At 60.6% G+C, this 19731-nt stretch carries 21 protein-coding genes; 12 read left to right on the forward strand and 9 right to left on the reverse strand.

Annotated elements, in window-relative coordinates; all coding sequences use genetic code 11:
- Positions 1 to 779 precede the first annotated feature (779 nt).
- The 10 genes from C453_RS07510 to C453_RS07555 all read left to right on the forward strand — a co-directional run bounded on the left by C453_RS07510 (position 780) and on the right by C453_RS07555 (position 10811).
- Positions 780 to 1121 carry an ArsR/SmtB family transcription factor gene (locus tag C453_RS07510; RefSeq protein ID WP_008323665.1) on the forward strand — a complete coding sequence of 114 codons (342 nt, stop codon included), beginning with the start codon at positions 780 to 782 and terminating at the stop codon, positions 1119 to 1121.
- A gap of 228 nt (positions 1122 to 1349) precedes the next feature.
- Complete coding sequence (locus C453_RS07515) at positions 1350 to 1751, forward strand: hypothetical protein (protein ID WP_049907572.1); 402 nt, start codon at positions 1350 to 1352, stop codon at positions 1749 to 1751.
- A 217-nt stretch (positions 1752 to 1968) separates the two neighbouring features.
- Positions 1969 to 2535, forward strand: coding sequence for a hypoxanthine/guanine phosphoribosyltransferase (hpt, locus tag C453_RS07520; protein ID WP_007539242.1), 567 nt, complete (start codon positions 1969 to 1971; stop codon positions 2533 to 2535).
- A gap of 201 nt (positions 2536 to 2736) precedes the next feature.
- A complete protein-coding gene (locus C453_RS07525; protein ID WP_008323668.1) occupies positions 2737 to 4608 on the forward strand; it encodes an ABC transporter substrate-binding protein in 1872 nt (623 codons plus the stop codon).
- A 16-nt stretch (positions 4609 to 4624) separates the two neighbouring features.
- Positions 4625 to 5599 carry an ABC transporter permease gene (locus C453_RS07530; protein WP_008323669.1) on the forward strand — a complete coding sequence of 325 codons (975 nt, stop codon included), beginning with the start codon at positions 4625 to 4627 and terminating at the stop codon, positions 5597 to 5599.
- Positions 5599 to 6756, forward strand: coding sequence for an ABC transporter permease (locus tag C453_RS07535; RefSeq protein WP_008323670.1), 1158 nt, complete (start codon positions 5599 to 5601; stop codon positions 6754 to 6756). Before C453_RS07530 ends, C453_RS07535 begins: the two co-directional genes overlap by 1 nt.
- The gene (locus C453_RS07540) at positions 6753 to 7832 is read left to right on the forward strand and encodes an ABC transporter ATP-binding protein (protein WP_008323671.1); all 1080 of its coding nucleotides are present in this window, start codon (positions 6753 to 6755) and stop codon (positions 7830 to 7832) included. Before C453_RS07535 ends, C453_RS07540 begins: the two co-directional genes overlap by 4 nt.
- A complete protein-coding gene (locus C453_RS07545; RefSeq protein ID WP_008323672.1) occupies positions 7829 to 9133 on the forward strand; it encodes an ABC transporter ATP-binding protein in 1305 nt (434 codons plus the stop codon). The genes C453_RS07540 and C453_RS07545 overlap by 4 nt, the downstream gene beginning before the upstream one ends.
- Before the next feature lie 86 nt (positions 9134 to 9219).
- Positions 9220 to 9900: a type 1 glutamine amidotransferase domain-containing protein gene (locus tag C453_RS07550; protein ID WP_008323674.1), complete on the forward strand. Its 681-nt coding sequence runs from the start codon at positions 9220 to 9222 to the stop codon at positions 9898 to 9900.
- Positions 9901 to 9965: 65 nt separating this feature from the next.
- The gene (locus C453_RS07555; protein ID WP_008323675.1) at positions 9966 to 10811 is read left to right on the forward strand and encodes an HNH endonuclease; all 846 of its coding nucleotides are present in this window, start codon (positions 9966 to 9968) and stop codon (positions 10809 to 10811) included.
- Between the two features lie 6 nt (positions 10812 to 10817).
- On the opposite strand, the gene C453_RS07560 is transcribed toward C453_RS07555, so the two are convergent.
- The gene (locus C453_RS07560; protein ID WP_007539256.1) at positions 10818 to 11117 is read right to left on the reverse strand and encodes a transcriptional regulator; all 300 of its coding nucleotides are present in this window, start codon (positions 11115 to 11117) and stop codon (positions 10818 to 10820) included.
- Between the two features lie 114 nt (positions 11118 to 11231).
- Here C453_RS07560 and C453_RS07565 point away from each other — a divergent pair, with 114 nt between their 5' ends.
- Together C453_RS07565 and C453_RS07570 are read left to right on the forward strand one after the other, a co-directional pair.
- Entirely contained in the window at positions 11232 to 12206 is a 975-nt protein-coding gene (locus tag C453_RS07565) for a sugar phosphate nucleotidyltransferase (protein WP_008323676.1), read from the forward strand.
- Positions 12207 to 12344: 138 nt separating this feature from the next.
- A complete protein-coding gene (locus C453_RS07570; RefSeq protein WP_008323677.1) occupies positions 12345 to 12986 on the forward strand; it encodes a methyltransferase in 642 nt (213 codons plus the stop codon).
- Positions 12987 to 13022: 36 nt separating this feature from the next.
- On the opposite strand, the gene C453_RS07575 is transcribed toward C453_RS07570, so the two are convergent.
- From C453_RS07575 to C453_RS07610, 8 genes are all read right to left on the reverse strand, one after another.
- Entirely contained in the window at positions 13023 to 13733 is a 711-nt protein-coding gene (locus tag C453_RS07575) for a diphthine--ammonia ligase (RefSeq protein ID WP_008323678.1), read from the reverse strand.
- Positions 13734 to 13807: 74 nt separating this feature from the next.
- Entirely contained in the window at positions 13808 to 14470 is a 663-nt protein-coding gene (locus C453_RS07580) for a hypothetical protein (protein WP_008323679.1), read from the reverse strand.
- 35 nt (positions 14471 to 14505) lie between these two features.
- Positions 14506 to 15459 (reverse strand): phosphoadenosine phosphosulfate reductase family protein, encoded by a 954-nt coding sequence (locus tag C453_RS07585; protein ID WP_008323680.1) that lies wholly within the window; start codon positions 15457 to 15459, stop codon positions 14506 to 14508.
- 133 nt (positions 15460 to 15592) lie between these two features.
- Positions 15593 to 16564 carry a phosphoadenosine phosphosulfate reductase family protein gene (locus C453_RS07590; RefSeq protein ID WP_008323681.1) on the reverse strand — a complete coding sequence of 324 codons (972 nt, stop codon included), beginning with the start codon at positions 16562 to 16564 and terminating at the stop codon, positions 15593 to 15595.
- A gap of 135 nt (positions 16565 to 16699) precedes the next feature.
- A complete protein-coding gene (locus tag C453_RS07595) occupies positions 16700 to 17263 on the reverse strand; it encodes a DUF7110 family protein (protein ID WP_008323682.1) in 564 nt (187 codons plus the stop codon).
- A gap of 144 nt (positions 17264 to 17407) precedes the next feature.
- The gene (locus tag C453_RS07600) at positions 17408 to 17752 is read right to left on the reverse strand and encodes a glutaredoxin family protein (RefSeq protein WP_008323683.1); all 345 of its coding nucleotides are present in this window, start codon (positions 17750 to 17752) and stop codon (positions 17408 to 17410) included.
- Positions 17753 to 17919: 167 nt separating this feature from the next.
- Positions 17920 to 18552, reverse strand: coding sequence for a transcriptional regulator GfcR (gene gfcR, locus C453_RS07605; RefSeq protein ID WP_008323684.1), 633 nt, complete (start codon positions 18550 to 18552; stop codon positions 17920 to 17922).
- On the reverse strand, positions 18549 to 19622 hold the full coding sequence (locus C453_RS07610) for a glucose 1-dehydrogenase (protein ID WP_008323685.1): 1074 nt from the start codon (positions 19620 to 19622) through the stop codon (positions 18549 to 18551). The genes gfcR and C453_RS07610 overlap by 4 nt, the downstream gene beginning before the upstream one ends.
- Positions 19623 to 19731: the final 109 nt, after the last annotated feature.

Here is a 19731-nt window from a genome sequence, read left to right on the forward strand (position 1 = left end):
ATCGGGCCGAGTTGCTTGTCCACGTCTATAGGACGATTCAACATAATATGCTCGGTTATTTTGCGGATTCGTTTATTGTAATGGTTCTTTATGTCGGTTTGTCCTAATAGTCCGAATTCTGCGGGCAGGAGTAGTCTCTCGGCAAATTAATCTCTCGGACGAATTCGTCGAAATCTCTCGCTTCGATAACGAATCGGCAGATTGTGATCGATAAATTCGCGCACCACTATCTGATCGTCTCCCTCGGCAACTTCTATATTTGTGAAATTTCGAACAATTAGCGCCCCCGATCACTTCGAGAGCGAGTTCGTGATGAACGCGACTCGCGGAACATCGAGGTGGATTTCTAAAGATACCTTCTGCAATTCACGAAAGTGAGATGAGGGTGAAATTTATATTCTCAGACCACTACTATACGTATTAGAGCGCGACTCGCGCGTCGGGTATTATTCTGGCCCGGGACAGGGAGTCCACGAGTCACCCAGCCGGGGGCGCGCTCAGGAGTCACGTATACCGCGGCCGCGAGTCCTCACGGACCACTGGTCGGCTGTGGTGGTGGTGGTACAGTGGCTCTCGAACCTACCAGACGACCACTTCACTATCGGTGAAGCGGTCAGTTGCCATCTAGTATTGGTGTTGCAGCCAACGGCGTCCCCTCGCTTCGGTCCTCAGTGGCGGTTGTGATTGTCCTCGCGTGCGGTGCCCTCCTCGAAGCGCCCCAGGTGGACGACTTTAGGGGCGTAACTAATTTATATGCACTCTCGGAGAAATGAATCACGATGGACGGACCCGTGTCGAGCGACGACCTACTCGACATCCTCGGTGACACCGAAGGGAGGGCACTTCTCACTGCGCTCCGCCGCGAACCACAGTCAGCGAAAGAACTCGCATCGACCACTGACCTGTCTCTTCCGACCGTCTACCGCCGGCTCGACAAACTGACCACACGCGGACTCGTCGACTCGACGACCGAGGTGGAAGCAGACGGGACGCATTACCAGCGATACGAGTGTTCGTTCGACGAGGCGGTCATCACACTAACGACAGACGGGTTTTCGACCGAACTCTCGCGTGATGGTGAGGCCATCGATTCGGGAGACGTAGGCGGACAGTCCAACTAAATACGTGGACAGTCGGTGGGATTGGACAATTCTAACGCGGCCGCTGAGAGGTTTGTTCAACAGATTGAAGCAAATTTGGCCGATTCTCAGTCAGAGAAATTCCACCTCTACATTTATACTGGTTACTGACTATCAGAAATCCATGAATGGTCCAGGCGCGCGCTCCGGGCAGGGAGACGCGCAGCGTCAGGGCACGGGGGTTGAGTTATGATAATCGATCCGGCGCGGATGGCATCCGTGAACGGACCGGGACCAGACAGCGATGTCGCAATGGATGCGATTAACGAGACAGCACAAGGGGATGTCTCGTTGGTCGCCATCTATGGCGCGACGTCGTTCAACCTCTTCCACGTGGGAGAGGCCGTTCGTCAGTCGTTCGGGAGCAAACCCGAACTCATCGACCATCTGAGCGAGCTCGCCGAAGAGACACGGCGAGAGTTCATGGAGCGCGGCCTGTTCTCCGGGCTCAGTCCGGTGCAAAACAGCGTCGAGTACCAGTTTGACGAGGAGGACAGCCACGGAGTCCTCCAAGTGTACTGTGGCGGCCGCGGAATGCTACTGTTCGTAGACCCAGACGAGGAGGTCGAACCCCTCGTTCGGACGGCGTCTCAGTTGCTCGGCGGAATGTAACCCCACTGGGACCGTTTCGGTCCCAACCCAAGTTATCCTTCTGAGAGTGACAACTCTCACGTCGGCCGTCTTGTGAGAGACACGCCGCGGTTTGAGTGCCTCTAACCTCATATCTCACCGCCGGGGTGTGCGTGAGTCGATACCGTCCATCGTGGGTCGGCCTCTCCGTGACACCGCGAACCGCCACATTTTATGCCGAACACCGGGAACGGGCGTCATGGACCAGTTGCGTCAGTCCCTTCTCGACGCGCCGATCATCGAAAAAGGCGATTACGAGTACTTCGTGCATCCCATCAGCGACGGGGTTCCGATGCTCAAGCCCGGACTCCTCCGTGAAATCGTCATCAAGATTATCCGCAAGGCCAACCTCGAAGACGTCGACAAAATCGTCACGCCCGCAGCGATGGGGATTCACATCTCCACGGCCGTGTCGCTCATGACCGACATCCCGCTTGTCGTCATCCGAAAGCGCGAGTACGGTCTCGACGGTGAGGTCTCGCTCCACCAGCAGACCGGGTACTCCGAGGGTGACATGTTCATCAACGACGTCAACGAGGGCGACCGCGTCCTCGTCCTCGACGACGTGCTCTCGACGGGTGGCACGATGAAGGCCGTCCTCGACGCACTCGACCACATCGGTGCGGACGTCGTCGACACCGTGGCAATCATCAAGAAAGCCGGTCCGAACGAACTCGACGACTCCGGCCACCACGTCAAGACGCTCATCAACGTCACCGTCGAAGACGGCGAAGTCGTCATCGTCGACCAGCACGGCGACGACTGAAGCGCAGACTTTTTCCTCACTTTGTAATTACGGAATATAGATACATCTCCGATTGAAACATCGTTGTTCCGGTTGAATCGAGTTTATCACTTCTTCGGCCCCAATTAAATAGTTCATTCGTTTTCGAAGACAGCTCTGGGGTATCGTTGTCATACCATAAATAATCGAAGGATATTTACATTATTGTCTGCCAGTGACGATATGGCATCACGTAACAATGTCAGTTTAGATAGACGTTCACTCCTTCGGACGCTTGGTGCGGGCGGAATTGTTGGTCTTGCAGGATGTACTGGTGGGAACGATGACACCACGACCACTGCGAGTGATAGTGGCGAGGGTGGTGGCGGCGATTCGACCGCGACGCCCGCCGAGGACCTCGGCAACACGCTTGTCGGACCCGATGGCGAACAGGTCTCGCTGAGCATGGTCTACAGCACGGGCAGCGAGACGACCAAGACCATCGCCCAGTTCATGAAACAGGAGTACGGGAAGATGGGTATCGGCGTCGAGTTGACGGGTGTTCCGTTCAACACGATGCTGTCGAAGTACGCCCAGAACACGTACAAACCGGAAGACGGCGAAGAGCGCTCCTCGTTCAACGCTGGGCCGCGAGACAAGGCCACGAGCCAAGAGCAGTGGGACCTCATGCTCGGTATCGGCTTCAACTCCTATCCCCGAACGCCGACCTCGATTCGACCCTTCTGGACGAGCGAGAAGAAACGAAAACAATCTACGGTCAACTTCTACGGCTACCGCCCGAGCGAGGACATCGCGGGCATGCTCGACGAAGCGTCCCAAGAGACTGACGAGGCAAAGCGTCAGGAACTCCTCGCGAACGTCTTCGGCGTCCTCAGCCACGACCAGCCGGTGAACTTCTACGAGTTCTCCGTCGACCTCAACGGCTTCCAGAAGGACGTTCAAGGTATCAAGCCCGGGCAAAGCATCGGCTACAACTACCAGCAGTACTTCCGCGGCGACTCCGGCGGCTCGGGGTCGATGTCGGGCGGTTACAGTTACGGTGCGGGTACGGACGCCAAGACGCTCAATCCGATTCGAATCAACGACGAGTCGTCTTCGGACCGGCTCGCGCTCACGCTCGACGGAGCGTACTCGTTCGACAACAACAACGAAATCGTCTACCGGTGGGTCAAGTCCATCGACACCGACGACAAACAGAACTACGAGTTCACCCTCCGCGACAACCTCCAGTGGGGCGGCGACTACGGCCAGATGACCGCCGACGACTGGGTCTACTACATCAAGGAAGTCCACCAGGCCGAGGACAACTGGGCGGGCGACGTGAACCAGTCCGACTGGTTCCGCGGCGAAGAGCCAATCCCGGTCGAAAAGACTGGCAAACTGAGCTTCGAAATCCAACTTCCCGAGGTCGACCCGGCGTTCATCAAGAAGCCGATTATGTGGGGTGCGATGTGTCTGCCGAAGGGCCTCGTCGAGAAGTACCACGACATGGACGACGGCGGCAACAAGCTCAACCAATCGACGGCGATTCAGGAGATTACCTACTCCGGCAACCTCGGGCCGTACACCTTCGAGCGCTGGGACCGAGAGTCGGTGTTCGTCGCCAAGCGCAACGAGAACTACTACCTCCGCGACGCCGAGGACTACGACGGCACGCCGAACTTCGAGGAGTACAAGTTCCAGGTGTTCGGCGAGCAGTCGACTCGACTGTCGGCGTTCGAGACCGGGGAAATCGACCAGCTGATGCTTCCTTCCTCGAAGGCGAAGAAGTTCGAAGACCTCTCGTCGACGAAGGTCATTCAGACGCCCAACGCGTTCTGTTCGATTCTCGCGTACAACCAGCGTGCAAACGGTTGGGACCAACTTCGCACCCGCGAGGTCCGCAAGGCACTCTCGATGGGTGTGAACAAGAAGACCATCGTCGAGAACATCGACCGCGGCTACGCCAAGGTCGCCCACACGCACCAGCCTGAGTACTCCAACTGGTTCGACGACTCGAAGGTCGAAAAGACCGGCATCGGCGAGAACTACAGCGCTGCGAAGGCCAAACAGATGCTCGCCGACAACCTGTCGGGCGACTACAAATTCGAGTGAATCTGGAGGGTCCCCGATGAGCATGCACTGGTACGTCGCCCGCCGCGTCGCGTGGGCAGTGATTGCGACGTATCTCATCTTGAGTATCACGTTCGGCCTCCTCGCCGTCGCCCCCGGCGACGGTCAGACGGCCTTTGCGTTCAAGGCCGCCACCCAAGGTGGCGACGTGGACGAGGCACAGGAGACGTTCGACGAGATTACCGGCCGCGACGAACCGCTGTTGACGCGATACAAGAACTACATGGTGAACATGGCGACGCTCAACTGGGGGTGGTCGTTCACGCGGAACCAACCGGTGTTAGACGCCATCGCCCAGGCGTACCCCTACTCGTTGATGTACGCCCTTCCAGCGACGCTTATCTCCATCATCGCCGGGTACGCTATCGGGCTGTATTCGGCGACACACCAGTACACGCTGACCGATTACTTCGGGACGTTCACTGCCTTCTTCGGCATCAGCATCCCGAACTTCTGGTTCGGAATCATGTTGATACTGGTGTTCGCCGTGGACTTGGGGTGGTTACCCAGCTACTACCAAACAGGACGAGGTGTCTGGACGGTTGCGAACGCCAAACAACTCATCTTGCCAATCATCGTCCTCTCGACTGGAGCCATCGCCGGAAACATGCGTTACTCCCGCGCTGAAGCGCTTGAGTACGTCCACGCCGACTTCGTGAAGACAGCGCGAGCGAAGGGCGCAGACGACTGGCGCGTCCTCGTCAGGCACATCTTCAGACCGGCGCTCGTGCCACTCATGACCATCTTGGTCGCCGACATCCTCGGCCTGCTCTTCGCCGGCGCGTACATCACAGAGGTGGTCTTCCAGATTCCCGGCCTCGGGCTGTTGAGTTACAAAGCGATTATCCAACAGGACACGGCGCTCGTCATGGCGACGACGCTCATTCCGGTGTTCATCGCAATCATCGGGAACCTCGTCCAAGACATCGCCTACACCGTGTTGGACCCACGAATCAGCTACGGTGATCGATAATGGCGGCCGATACGCGCTCCGAGACGGCCGCAACCGAGCGATTCGAGGACGTCGATTGGAACGACGTTGGTGGCCTCGGCTTCACCCGGCGGACGCTGGCACTCGGTGTCTCCTCGCTGGCCTACGCCGTCGCAGTCCTCTACGACGTGTTCCTCACCGAGGATGCGCTCATCTCGGGAACGAACTGGCTGTTCCTCCTCACGCTCCTCGCGGGCGTGTTCTTCGTGGCGTGGCCGCTCGCCGATAACCGACGTCTGACGGCGTACTACTGGCGGCGATTCAAGAAGAATCGCGCGGCAGTCATCAGTGCCATCTACCTGCTCGTGGTGTTCGTCCTCGGGACGTTCGGCCCGATGCTCATCGCGAAACCCGAGTTGAACGTCCTCGCGGCGTATCAACCGCCGGTGTTCCTCAGCGTCGACTCCAGCGTCCCCACGAGTTGTGTCGGACAGGCCGCAGAGGGCCTGTGCCACGGAACGTGGAAGTACCCACTCGGGACGACAAGCGACGGGAAAGGCATCGCCAGACTCGTCGTCTTCGGCATGCGCGTGAGCATGCAGGTCGGCCTCATCACCATGCTCATCGTCATCAGCATCGGAACCGTCGTCGGCACGTCGGCGGCGTACTTCTCCGGTCTCGTCGATGAGCTATTAATGCGCTATGTCGACATCCAGCAGACGTTCCCGACGTTCTTCCTGTTCCTCATCGTGACGTACCTGTTCAAGCCGAGCCTGTTCTTACTCATCACGATTTTCGGCTTCCTCGGATGGGGCGGTATCGCCCGACTGGTTCGCTCCGAAGCGCTCCAGCGACGCGAGGAGTCGTACATTCAGGCCGCCGAAAACGCAGGGGCCTCGGACGGATGGATAATCCGCCGACACCTGATGCCGAACGTGTCGAACACGGTCATCACGGCCGCGACGCTTCTCATCCCGTCGTTCATCCTGTTCGAAGCGACGTTCGCGTTCCTCGGGCTGACCGACCCCTCGACGCCGTCGTGGGGACAGGTCATCTCCTCGGGACGCGGCGACCTCGACAGTGCGTGGTGGATTGCAACGATTCCCGGCGTGTTCCTGTTCTTCACCGTGCTGGCGTTCAACTTCGTCGGCGACGCGTTGCGTGACGCGCTTGACCCACGCTCGGAGGGAGACGCATGACCGACCCGCTTCTCTCCGTCCGCGACCTGCACGTCCAGTTCAACACCGACGAAGGCACTGTCCGCGCCGTCGACGGCGTCTCGTTCGACGTCGCCCGCGGCGAGACGGTGTGTGTCGTCGGTGAGTCCGGTTCGGGGAAGACGGTCGCCTGTGAGTCCATCACGAAACTCATCCCGATGCCGCCGGGAGAAATCGCTGGCGGCGAGATTCTGTTCGACGGTGAAGACCTCACTGAGGCATCCGAAAAGCGCCTCGAAGACATCCGTGGCGGCCGAATCGCCCACGTCTTCCAGAATCCGCAGAGTGCGCTCAACCCGGTCTATCCGGTCGGGGCGCAAATCGTCGAAGCGATTCGACTCCATAGAGACGTGTCGAAAGAGGCAGCGCGCGACCGCGCTATCGACCTCCTCGACCGCGTCGGTATCCCGGAGGCGACCGCCCGCATCGACGACTATCCACACGAGTTCTCCGGCGGCATGAAACAGCGCGTGGTCATCGCCATGGCGCTGGCCGCCGACCCGGACCTTCTTATCGCCGACGAACCGACGACGGCGCTCGACGTGACGATTCAAGCGCAGATTCTCCGACTCCTCCGCGACCTGCAAGACGAGTTCGGAATGAGCATCGTCTTTGTCACCCACGACCTCGGCGTCGTCGCCGAAATCGCAGACCGAGTCGTCGTCATGTACTCGGGCAAGGTGATGGAGACCGGTCCCGTCTACGACGTGTTCGAACAGCCGTCGCACCCATACACGAAGGCCTTGCTCGGGTGTCTCCCGGGACAAGGGAAGTCGATGGAACCCATCGGCGGCACGCTCCCCGACCCGAAGAACCCGCCCGCAGGCTGCCGATTCCACCCGCGATGCCCGCACGCGACAACCGACTGTCGCACGGGCGACCATCCCGAACTGCTCGACGTGGGGACCGACCACGAAGCCGCGTGTGTGTACTACGGGCCGGGATACGACGCCTCGGTCATTCGGGGCGACGCCGTCTCGGAGTCGACTGCGGCAGATGGGGGTTCCGAGGGCGGAACGCCTGGAGACGCAAGCAAATCTGGAGGTGACGACCGATGAGTTCTGACCCACTGTTGTCGGTTCGCGGACTGAAGAAGCACTACCCGATTACGGAGGGCGTCCTCAAGAAGGAAGTCGGCCGGGTGAAAGCGGTCGACGGCATCTCCTTCGACGTCGAATCCGGTGAGACGCTCGGACTAGTCGGCGAGTCCGGCTGTGGCAAGTCCACGGCCGCGACGTCGCTCCTTCGATTAGAAGACCCGACAGACGGTGATATCGTCTTCGACGGCGAGGACATCACCGAGTTCGACGACACGCGACTGAAGTCGTTCCGCCGACGGGCGCAGATGATGTTCCAAGACCCGTCGTCGAGTTTCGACCCGCGGATGAGCGTCGGCGAGTCGGTCGCCGAACCGCTCGAAATCCACGGGATGCGCGACCGAAGTCGTCGCCGTCGCATCGTCGAGAACCTCCTCGAACGCGTCGGACTGTCGGCGTCGGACTTCGACCGATACCCACACGAATTCTCCGGCGGACAGAAACAGCGCATCGCCCTCGCGCGGGCGCTGGTCCTGAATCCGGACATTATCGTCGCCGACGAACCAGTCTCCGCGCTGGACGTGTCCATCCAGGCCGAGATTATCTCGCTGATGCGCGACCTGCAAGACGAGTTCGACCTCGCTATCGTGTTCATCAGCCACGACCTCGGCGTGGTCCGCGAGGTGTGCGACCGCGTGGCCGTGATGTACCTCGGCGAAATCGTCGAGGTTGCGGACACGGAGACGCTGTTTACCGACCCGCAGCATCCCTACACGCGCGCACTCCTCTCGTCGATTCCGACGCCGGACCCGACCCGCCGCAACGAGCAAATAGAACTCACCGGCGACGTGCCGAGCCCGTCGAACCCGCCGTCTGGCTGTCGGTTCCACACGCGCTGTCCCGAGGTCATCCCACCCGCGGAGTTCGACCTCGACCAAGACGAGTGGCGGCACGTCCTCGACCTGCGACTCCGCGTCGATAGTGGTCTCGACGTCGAAGACGTGCGTTCGTTCCTCGTCGCCGAGGGGGTCGCAAACGACCCCGAGGCCGTTCCCGACGACGCCGTCGAGCGCGAACTCCGACGCGAGTTCGACATCCCCGAGACGCTCTCGGACGCGGCGGCGGAAACAGTCCTCTCGGAAGGACTCACGGCACTCGTCTCCGGCGACCACGACCACGCGAAACAGACGCTCGACGAAGCGTTCTCCACCGTGTGCGAACGGGACGCTCCCACTCTCGAAACGTCGGAACGAGGGTCGACCGCTGCCTGTCACCTCGTCGATGAGAGCGTGACTGTCGAATCGCCCGTGACCAACGACTAAGGACGCACTGCGCCGATTCGGCGAGAACCCACAGCGGGTTTCCGCCTCCCGGCCGCCTTTTTATCGCCAGTCCGTACCTCGCGTCGATGACGTCAGCACTCTTTATCGTAAGCGAGCATGGCTACTGGGGCGAGGAGTGTATCGAACCACTGACGACGCTGACCGACGCGGGCGTCGATATCACCGTTGCAACACCGACAGGCGGCGTTCCGGTCGTCGACGAGCGCTCTGTCGACCCCGATGCTGTCGGTGAAGAACTCGCCGAGCACGTCATGGAGGTCCACGAAACCGACGGCCGACTGCAAAATCCCGAGAAACTCGCGGCGGTCGACGCCCGCGAGTACGACGCAGTCGTGTTCCCCGGCGGCCACGGAACCGCCTGGGACATCAATCAGGACCGACACGCTCGACAGGCGCTCTTGCAGGCTGTCGCGGGCGACGAGAGTAAGGCCCTCGTCGTCTGCCACGCGGTCGGTATCCTCGCGTTCACCCGCGAAGCCGACGGCTCGTCCCTCGTCGACGGCCGCGACGTGACTGGCTTCCCGAACGAGTGGGAGGCAGACATCGTCGACGACGACCTGATGCCAGACGGTCGAAAGCTCCCGTACTGGGTCGAAGACGAGGTGAAGGCCGCAGGCGGCAACTGGGACGCTGAACTCGACAGCGAGACGAGTGTCACTGTCGACGGCGACCTGATTACTGCCCGCGGCCCGGGGTCGTCCGCGGCAGGGGCGCAGACGTTGCTGGACGAGTTGGGTCTCGCGTAGGAAAGACGACACCACGACCGGCTGTAGAAGCAATATTCTTTGACAGGTCGGTCGTTAGCGCTCTTGTGAAACTCTCTGAACTCTCGCTCGGGCCGGGTGAGAAACTTGACGGGGCGGAACTCGAGCGCCGGTTCGACCGAGGGATGACCGGCCGCGGAATCGAGATTTGTTACGACGAGGACGACCAGCGGTATCTCCGACTGTTCTCTTCGGAAACCGGTCCGTACGCCGACGACGTTACGGGAGGGCAGTTCACCTATATCGGTGAAGGGCGCACCGGAGACCAAACGCTCACCGCGGGGAACAAATACCTCGCAAATGCAATCGATGCACCGCTCCCAATCTTCTTTTTTCACCGAGGGAGCGGCGATGACAGGTGGGAATACCAAGGAAAAGTCGAAGTCCTTCGCTGCGAAAAGGGACCGTTCGATTCGAGCGACCGGGACGTGTTTCGGTTTACGCTCCAGCGACGCCGGGACGCACGCGAGCAGGTAGACCCAGTCGAAGCAGGAGCGGACTTGGCTTCTCCTGAGCGAATCGAATCGACCCGAAGCAGAATCATTCGGAACACACAGCAGGCCCTCGATTTGAAAGAGCAGTATTCCTACACCTGTCAAGTCTGCGGCGCACGTCGCCGCCGAACGGTCGACCAAGGGTATGCTGAAGCCCATCACCTCAAACCACTCGGAAAACCACACGAGGGGCCAGACGTTCGTGCGAACCTGCTCGTGCTCTGTCCGGACCACCACGCGGACTTCGATTACGGAACGATTGCAGTCGACCCGGACACACTCACAATCTCGCATGCGTACGAACAGTCACTCGACGGAACGACGTTACACCTCCGCGAGGACCACGAACTCGACGGGACGCACCTCGAGTACCACAACAGAAATATCGCGCAGTTCTGAGCGTCGCTACTCGATTTTGAACACGGCTTCTTCGATACCTTCGCTTCGGCACTCGGGACACCGCGAGGGGTAGTTCACCGGGTCGTCGAAGGCGCTGAAGCCGCAGTCTCGGCACTCCGGCGGGGCGACGAGGAATTGTTCGTCGTCGTCGCCGTGAATCGACCGCGCGACGTGCTGGAGATGGCCGTACACCGAGGAGGCAGGAACACCAACCGTCGTCGAAAGCTCGGAGGCTGTGGCGGGGTCAGAACGGAGCGCGTCGGCGATACGCTGTCGAGTCGTCGCAGAAGACTCCCGGTCGGTCATATCGACTCCTTGGGAGGCGAGGGGAAAATCCCTTCTGCCCAATCGGACTGCAAATTGTCAGCAGAATAGAGAAGATGCAAAAAGACCTTGAACTCGTGGCGGGACCTCAATGGTATGAAAGCAGTCGTCCTTGCAGGTGGGTACGCGACGCGTCTGTGGCCGATTACGAAACACCGTCCGAAGATGTTCTTGCCGGTGGGCGAAGACACCGTCATCGACACAATCTTCGAGGATCTCGAGGCCGACGACCGCGTCTCGGAGGTGTTCGTGAGTACGAACGAGCGCTTCGCCGATGCGTTCGAGGAGTATCTCGCCGACTCCCCGTTCCAAAAGCCGACGCTCTCTGTCGAAGACACGAGTGCCGAAGACGAGAAGTTCGGTGTCGTTGGTGCGCTCGCCCAACTCATCGACCGCGAGGAAGTCGACGAAGACCTCGTCGTCATCGCTGGCGACAACCTCATCAGCTTCGACGTTGGCGACTTCGTCGACTTCTTCTACGAGAAGGAAGCGCCGTGTCTAGCCGCCTACGACGTGGGGAGCCGCGAACGCGCGAAATCCTACGGGCTCGTGCAACTCGATGGCGACCGCGTCATCGACTTCCAGGAAAAGCCCGAGGACCCAAAGAGCACGCTCGTCTCGATTGCCTGCTACGCGCTCCCGGCAGACGACCTCCCGAAGTTCGACGAGTACCTCGCGGGAGACAACAACCCCGACGAACCCGGGTGGTTCATGCAGTGGCTCCAGAAGAACGGTGACCTCTTCGCGTACACCTTCGACGACGCGTGGTTCGACATCGGCACTCCCCAGAGCTACCTCGACGCAGTCGCGTGGTATCTCGGCGGCGAGAACTTCGTACACGAGAGTGCGACCGTCGAAAACTCGACACTCGGGACGAATGTCCACGTGATGGCCGACGCAGTCGTCGAGGACTCGCACCTCGAAGAGTCGGTCGTCTTCCCCGGTGCGACCATTCGGAACGCCGAACTCAAGGGCTCTATCGTCGACGAAGAGACTCGAATCGAGAACCTCGACCTCTCGAACGCGCTCATCGGCGCGCACTCGCAGTTGACGAACGGGCACAAAGAGTAAGCTGGTCGGGACTCATTTTCGTCGACGCTGGTACAGTTTTACGATAGAATAGCGCGACTTCTGGACGTAATGGCCGGCTCAGTAGACGAAATCACGTTTCCAGAGGCGCGTTCGGTACGGTTTCTGTTTCGAGGGCAGATGCTTCACGTTGCGGCCGCAGTCATTCTCGCTTCCGTCGCGTGGGCGCTTGCAGTGCCTGCACTGGGCGACGGGTCGTGGCTCGGCGTGACAGACACGGCGTGGTTCTGGGCCGGCCTCGGCATCGGCATCGTCCATCAACTGTACGTGTGGCTCACGTTTCGAGGGCAACTCGGCTGGGGAATTCTCACTCGGTGGTTTGGCGAGCGTGACCTGACTGTCCACGGACTGCTTTTCTTTCCGATGCTGATTGCTCGGCCTGTCGTCGTTGTCGCCGCAGGTCTCGCCGACCCGTTTACCCTCGCGCTTCCCCGGTGGCTCGAACTCGTCTTCGGTGTCGGGCTGCTCGTTCCGGCGCTGTACACTGGCTGGTCAATAGTCCGCTATTTCGGCCTCAAACGTGCACTCGGCGGCGACCATTTCCGAGGCACGTTCCGCGAGACGCCTCTCGTCGACGAGGGAGCGTTTCGCTGGACGCCGAACGCGATGTACACCTTCGCGTTTCTCGGGCTCTGGAGCCTCGCCTTCCTCCTCAGTTCGCACGTGGCACTCGTCGTGGCGCTGTTTCAACACGCGTTCGTGTGGGCGCACTATCTCGGCACGGAGCGACCTGACATGGAACTCATCTACGGCGATAACTGAGCCGTGCTTCGTTAGGTCGGAAACAGTCTGTCGGACTCAGCCGAGGTACGCGTCGGTAATGTCGAGGTGGCCGCGCGTCCGTTCCCACACCGTCTCGTATTCGAGTTCGATTGGGCGGTCCATATGCGGGCCGTCGGTGACGAACGTCTCGAACTCCCCGCCTTCGCCGAGGATGTGGACGCCGTAGTCGTCGTTGAGCTCAGCGAGTTCGTCGAGCGCGTCGGCGTCGAGGGTTCGGCCGAGCCACGACTCGTCGAGGCCGTGCGCCGCGACCTGAATCAGCGTGATTTCGAAGCCGGCGTCGAGCATCGCGTGACCGAGGTCCCACGGGTCTTCCTGCCACAGCGGGGCGAAGAGGTCGATTCCGAGGCGGTCACACATCCCCTGAATCCGGTTCGTCTGGAACTCGCTTTCGATAGCGCCCGCGGTGACGCCCGCAACGTCGAATTCCGACTGGAGGTCCGAGACGGCCGCTTCGAGGGGTTCGAGTTCCGCGTCGCCCTGCGCGCCGGAGTCCTCGGCGGCGGCCGCATCGAGGTCACCGGGATGGACGTTCACCTGCTCGATGCCGATGCTCTCGGCCGCGAGGGCGGTGAGGTCCGTCGCGGGGACGTGGTACATATACGAGTCGTCGCTTGGGTGGACGGTCAGGAGACGGGAGACGTTCAGTCCCTCTTCGAGCGCGCGGTAAAGCGCCCACGAGGAGTCCTTCCCGCCGGAGAAGAGGCTGACCCACTCGGATTCCATGGGGGCGATAGCGGGTTGGAGGAGATAGGCGCTACGGTGTGGAGTTTCGGCTTACTCGGGGACGCACAGAGATGTCAGTCGATTCGACCGGCCCAGTAGCAGAGCCCAACTCCAGTGAAAAAGAGGGCCATTCGGACCATGAACGGTGCGCCTTCCATGCTTCTCCGAGACGTTCTATTGTGGTGGTGGTAATACGTCCCATCGTCGGAGACGATAGCACGCGTTCGTCCCCAGCGGTCGATTCCTGTGAGTTGACGACTCGTGTGAACCGTCCCTTCTCGAACGATTCGCTGCACGCCCTGTGGGAAATCACTGGCCGGAGTGGACGCGAGTTCGAGCGCCGTGGCGTTCGAAACCGGAGTCAGCGCAACACGAACCGTGCTGTTCTCGTAGTGTGTGACGTTCGGTTTGTAGAACGCAGGGTCGGAGTCGGGAAACACGATGAGCGTGTACTCTCTGTCGAACTCCTTGGCATTCCAGTACGTCGAACTCGGGACGACGCGCGGACCACCTTCCTTGACAGTCGATGCGAGACGGCAATGGCTCACACACGAAACGGTCTTCTCCGGCCAATACAGCCACGAATCGAGGTCCGGGTCGGTCGGTTCGATGGTGTCGGCGGTGTACTCGTAAGTCCAAAAGACGGACCCGATGGGCGCGAAGATGGCCGCGAAGAGGACCGCGGCACCGAGTGAGAGGACAATGAGGCGTCGTTGTGGAGGGTCAAGCGAGGGCACGGGTGTGCCTCGTGAGTGTTTTAATGTATATATTTCTACATGTATCCCAAGTCCCGAAGCCGTCCCATCAGGTCTTCTTTGTCCTGCGCTCTGCCCTCACGCTCCTTGCTCGCTCCGAGGTCCTGCACCCACGCCGGGCGGTCTTCCGTCTTCGCCGACCCGGATTCAGTGCCGAGCGAGCGGTAGCCCTCGAAGTATTTCGGCGACACGGGAAGGTCGGAGGGAGTGATTCCCTCCGGGAGGTCGTCTGACGTTTTGGGGACGTGGCCCACCGGATATCCATCGACGGAGTCGGGGACGATGTAGTTCCAGAACGCCGCCCACACGTCCGCCTCCTCAAACTGGAGAATCGAGTGCACGCGGTCGTGTGGCGGGTATTTCTCGGACTCGTGGCGGGGGCTGAAGAACGTCTCGTCGGCGCGGGCTTCCTGTTCGTCCCAGCGGACGCCCGAGAAGATGCCGTCGAACTCGTGGTCCGAAATCACGTCGTTGAGGGCGACGGTCTTCAGGAGGTGATTCCCCTCGAAGGTATCGGCGTCGAGGACGAGCGTGTCACCTTCGTAGCCGAGGCGGTCGAGTTCGCGCCGGGTCTCTTCGCTCAGGTCTGACAGGGCGAGTTCGTCCCCTGGGTCGGCATCGAGGCGGGCGATGTCCTCGTTGCGGGCGACGATGAGGTCGAGGTCCCACTTTTCGGTCCACTCGTGGACGAACGCCTCAGTCTCGTCGAAGTGCTCGAAGTGGTCGATGAAGACGACTGGGGGGACGGGCACGCCCATGTCGGCCGCAACTTCACGGACGACGTAGAGGACGACAGTCGAATCCTTCCCACCAGTCCACATGACGGCGGGGTTTTCGTACTGTTCGAGCGCCGTCGCAGTGACTTCGGCGGCCTTTTCGAGTTTGTCTTCGAGGGTCGGATAGTCGGACGCGGTCTGGTCTCGGCCTGCGCTGTAATCGAGGTCGAGATACTCCGGGAAGGCAACAACCATAGGTCATCCATCGGGTGGAGCGGATATCTATGTTTTCGCGCTAACGAGTCGGTAAGGACCCATTATCGACTGTTAGGCAAGAAGAAACGACCGTCGAAAGAAGACTCGACCGTCGAAGAATGGTCGCCGCGTGTTACATGTAGCCGAGGTCGCGCAGGCGCTCCATCAGGTCTTCTTTGTCCTGGGCGCGGCCCGCGCGCTCGGTCGTGTTCGCCATGTCCTGTTTCCACGCCGGCTCTTCGGCGGACTTGTCCGTCGAAACCTCGCTGCCGAGGCTGCGGAAGCCGGCGAAGTACTTCGGCGAGACCGGGATGTCTTCCTGCTCGACGCCCTCGGGAAGGTCGGTGTCGCTCTCGGGGACGTAGCCGTCGTCGGGGTAGTTCTCGACAGTGTCCGGGACCGCGAAGTACCAGAAGGCGTCCCAAACGGCGCTCTCTTCGAACTGGAGGATGGGTTGAATGCGGTCGTGCGGCGGGTAGATGTCGGGGTCGTGGCGGGGGCTGAAGAACGTCTCGTCGGCACGGGCTTCCTGTTCGTCCCAGCGGACGCCGGAGATGACGCCGTCGATGTCGTACTCTTCGAGCGTGTCGTTGAGCGCGACGGTCTTCAGGAGGTGGTTGCCGACGTAAGTGTCGAGGAGGAACGGGAAGGTGTCCTCTTCGTACTCCAGAATGTTGCGGATGTGGTGCTGGTTGTGCTCGGAGAGTTCCGAGACGTCGATATCGTCGCCGGGTTCGAGACCGTGCTCGTCGACGTACTCGCCGACATCCTCGTTACGCGCCCAGATGACGTCGAGGTCCCACTCCTCGGCCCAGTGCTTGACGAAGTCCATGATTTCGTCGAAGTGCTGGTAGTGGTCGATGAAGACCGCCGGCGGGACTTCGAGGTCGTACTTCTCTGCGACTTCCTTGATGAAGTAGAGCGTAAGCGTCGAGTCCTTCCCACCAGTCCACATGACGGCGGGGTTCTCGTACTGTTCGAGGCCCTGCTTCGTGACTTCGATGGCTTTTTCGATTTTGTCCTCGATACTCGGGTAGTCGTCCGGCGTCTCCCCCTCACCGTCGGTGTAGTCGACGTCGAGGTAGTCTGGGAAGGCTTGCGACATGACTCGTAATTACATATAATTACGCGCCATAAATTCCTTTTGTCCGCGGAGGCCGTTGTCGAGTGCTACCACAAAACAAGGGTCTGGCCGCACACTCAGTTCATCGTCGGGTACGAGACGAGAGACCGAGCGAGGTCAGGAGATGAACTTGTTGTCGCGCCAGTTGACACCGCTGTCACCGGACGAGTTTTGCTGTGGGTTCTCGACGACTTCGACCGAGGCAGCACGCGTCTCGCCCTCGACGATGCGCGTGGCTTGCAGGTCGCCGTCGTCTTCCGTAATCGCGGTTAGCGTCCCCTTCTCGGACAACAGGGCAATCTCCCGAAGAACGAGGAACATGGGGTACTGAAGCGCGGTGTTCTGCAGTACGGTTTCGAGGTCGCCTTTGAAACAGGCGAACTCTACGAGTTCGGACGGAATCTCCTCTTCTTCTTCCCCCCAGGCTGGCGCACCCGCACGGGGTGGCTCCTCCTCGTACACGCGATTCTCGGTCACACTCGCTTTCAGTTGGGCCGTCGGCGTGTACTTGCTGAGGTTGTCGTCGGCGGAGACGGCCTTGATGATGAGAGTGTTGTTGCGGCGCGTGATGTCCACGTCCTCAACCTCCGGTGGGAGGTCGGGGTCGTTCTCGAAGTAATCCATTACCTCTTCGAGTGGCAGTTCCAGCGTCGAATGAAGTCGATATACGCGGCCTGACATTGTTGGCTTCGGTATCGACGATGAGCCACGGTGCGGGCACACGCGGTTTCGATACCTGTGTTGTCTTACGCAGTGAAGGCTTATATTGCCTCCCCTTTCGATTTGATGGCTATCCGTTGGAACAATCCCCCTGCAGTCGGGCGATTAGTTGGCGTTAGTGAGTGTCGCTTCGAGTTCGCCGCGCTCGTCGAGTTCTTCGAGAATGTCGCTCCCGCCAATGAACTCGCCGTCGACGAACGTTTGGGGGATGGTCTCCCAGCCACTCCGGTCGTCGAGTGCCTCACGGAAGTGGGGAAGCGCTGGGAGGACGTCGACTGTCTCGAATTCGTCGACGTACGTCGAGATGAGTTCGAGAGCCTTCGCGGAATAGCCACACTGGGGCATCAGGCGATTCCCCTTCATGAACAGGACGACGTGGTTGTTTTCGATGGCTTCCTCGACGCGGGCGTCGACCTCGTCTGGGTCGAAACTCTCCGGTTGGAACGTCATGGCACCACGTAGCGGCCGCGACGACAAATGGGTTGCGTCGTAGACTGCGTTACGTCACAGAAACCGGTGCATCACAGAAAGCGTCGCGTCACGGGAGGCCCACGTCACAGAAGGCGTTGCGGCACGGGAAGCGTCGCATCGCGGAATACGTCGCGTCGCTGCGGACGTTACTGCTCGCCGACGCGGACGACGTTGATAAGCGAGTGAACGGGGACGCCGTCGATTTCCTCGACGCCCTGTTTGTCGACGATGACGACACAGGCGAGCGGGACGCCACCCTCGGCGCGGATGGCCTCGATGGTCTCTTTCAGCGTCGTACCGCTGGTCACGGTGTCGTCGACGATGAAACACTCGCGACCTTCGACCGGCGCGAAGTTTCGAGAGAAGCCACCGCTGATGTCGTCGATGTCGCCTTCGTCCCACTGGTGCTTGGCGGGGGAGTACGACCCGAGCGAGGTCTCCAGTTCGCGGGAGACGACGGTCGCAAGGGGGACGCCAGCTTTCTCGATACCGACTGTGACCTCGGCAGGGCCGTTGGACTCGGTCAGCAAGTCGGCGAGCGCGCGACCGACGTACGTGAGGCGAGCGCCACCGCTTCCGATGGCGTTCCAGTCGACGTGAATGTCGTGCGGGCCGTCCGGCTCTTCGACGGGTTCGGGTTCGGTCGCGGTACCACTCCGCTCGACCAACCAGCTCGCCGTTTCACGCGAGACGTTGAGTTCGTCTGCAATCTCTCCTTTCGAGAGACCTCGGTCCGCCAGCTCGGCCGCGCTGGCGATGAGGTCGTCGACGTTCTTCATACAGTGCCGAATTCGATGGCCGTTTTTATAGTGGTGTCGTCGTCGTCGAACGCTTCCTCGAACTCCGAAACCGGATAGACGCCAGTGACGAGGTCGTCGAGGAACCACCGCGGAAGCTTCGTGAACGTGACTGTCGCGGCCTCGAAGTGGCGAACGTGGGAGTTGACGCTCCCGACGAGTGCCTTGTTGTGCAGCACCATCTCACGGTGGAACGCCCCGGCGTCGACTTCGAACGACCAGTCGTTCGGGACGCCGAGGAGGGCAGCCACGCCGTTCGGAGCCAGCGCCTGGACCGACTGAATCGGGTGCTTTGGGAAGCCCGTCGCCTCGTAGATGAAGTCCATATGCTCGTGTGTCTCCGGAATCTCGTCGACCGGTGTCTCTCGCGAATCGACGTATGTGCCGCCGAGCTTTTCGATGATGTCGATGGTCGGGTCGGGACGGTCGCGGCGGCCCAGACAGTAGAGCGACTCGTAGGCCTTGTCGTCAGCTTTCAGCATCGCAAGCGTCAGCAGACCGAGACTGCCGTTTCCGAGAACGAGCGCGGACGAGGGGTCCCAGTCGAACGCCGACCGGGTCGCGTAGGCGTGTTCGAGCGCCTTTTCGGTGATAGAGAGAGGTTCGATGAGAAAGCCGAGTTCTGCTTGCGAACGGGGGATACGAATCAGGTACTTCGCGGGACTGGTGAAGTATTCGGACATGTAGCCGTGCGCGCCGACGATGCCGCGTTCGACGTACGCGCCGTCGGGAGCCATGTCGGGTTGGTCCTTCTCGAAGTACTCGTTCGTTCCCGATTCGGGCGGGCGGCGGACCGTGGGCACGACGATGTCGCCTTCTTCTAACTCGGAGTCGTTGGGGTCGACCACGACACCGACTGCTTCGTGACCGATGACGAGGTGGTCTTCCCCCTCAGGAAATCCCCCATGTCCCCCAGCGATGACCTCGTGGTCAGTTCCGTCCACTCCGACACGGAGTGTCCGAACGAGTGCCTCCCCTGCCTCGGGTTCCGGTCTCGGTTTCTCGATGACGACCGGTTTTTCTTTCCCGCGCTTGACGGCGATAGCTTTCATACTCGGACAAACGCACCACCCCACCAAAAGACTTATTCTATGCTGAGTAAATAATTGATAGTACGGTGGACGCCCCGCGTCGTCCTACCAGCCCATGACGCGCCGCCTC

Origin of the sequence: Haloferax elongans ATCC BAA-1513 (assembly GCF_000336755.1) — an archaeon.
In the GTDB taxonomy this organism is placed as follows: domain Archaea; phylum Halobacteriota; class Halobacteria; order Halobacteriales; family Haloferacaceae; genus Haloferax; species Haloferax elongans.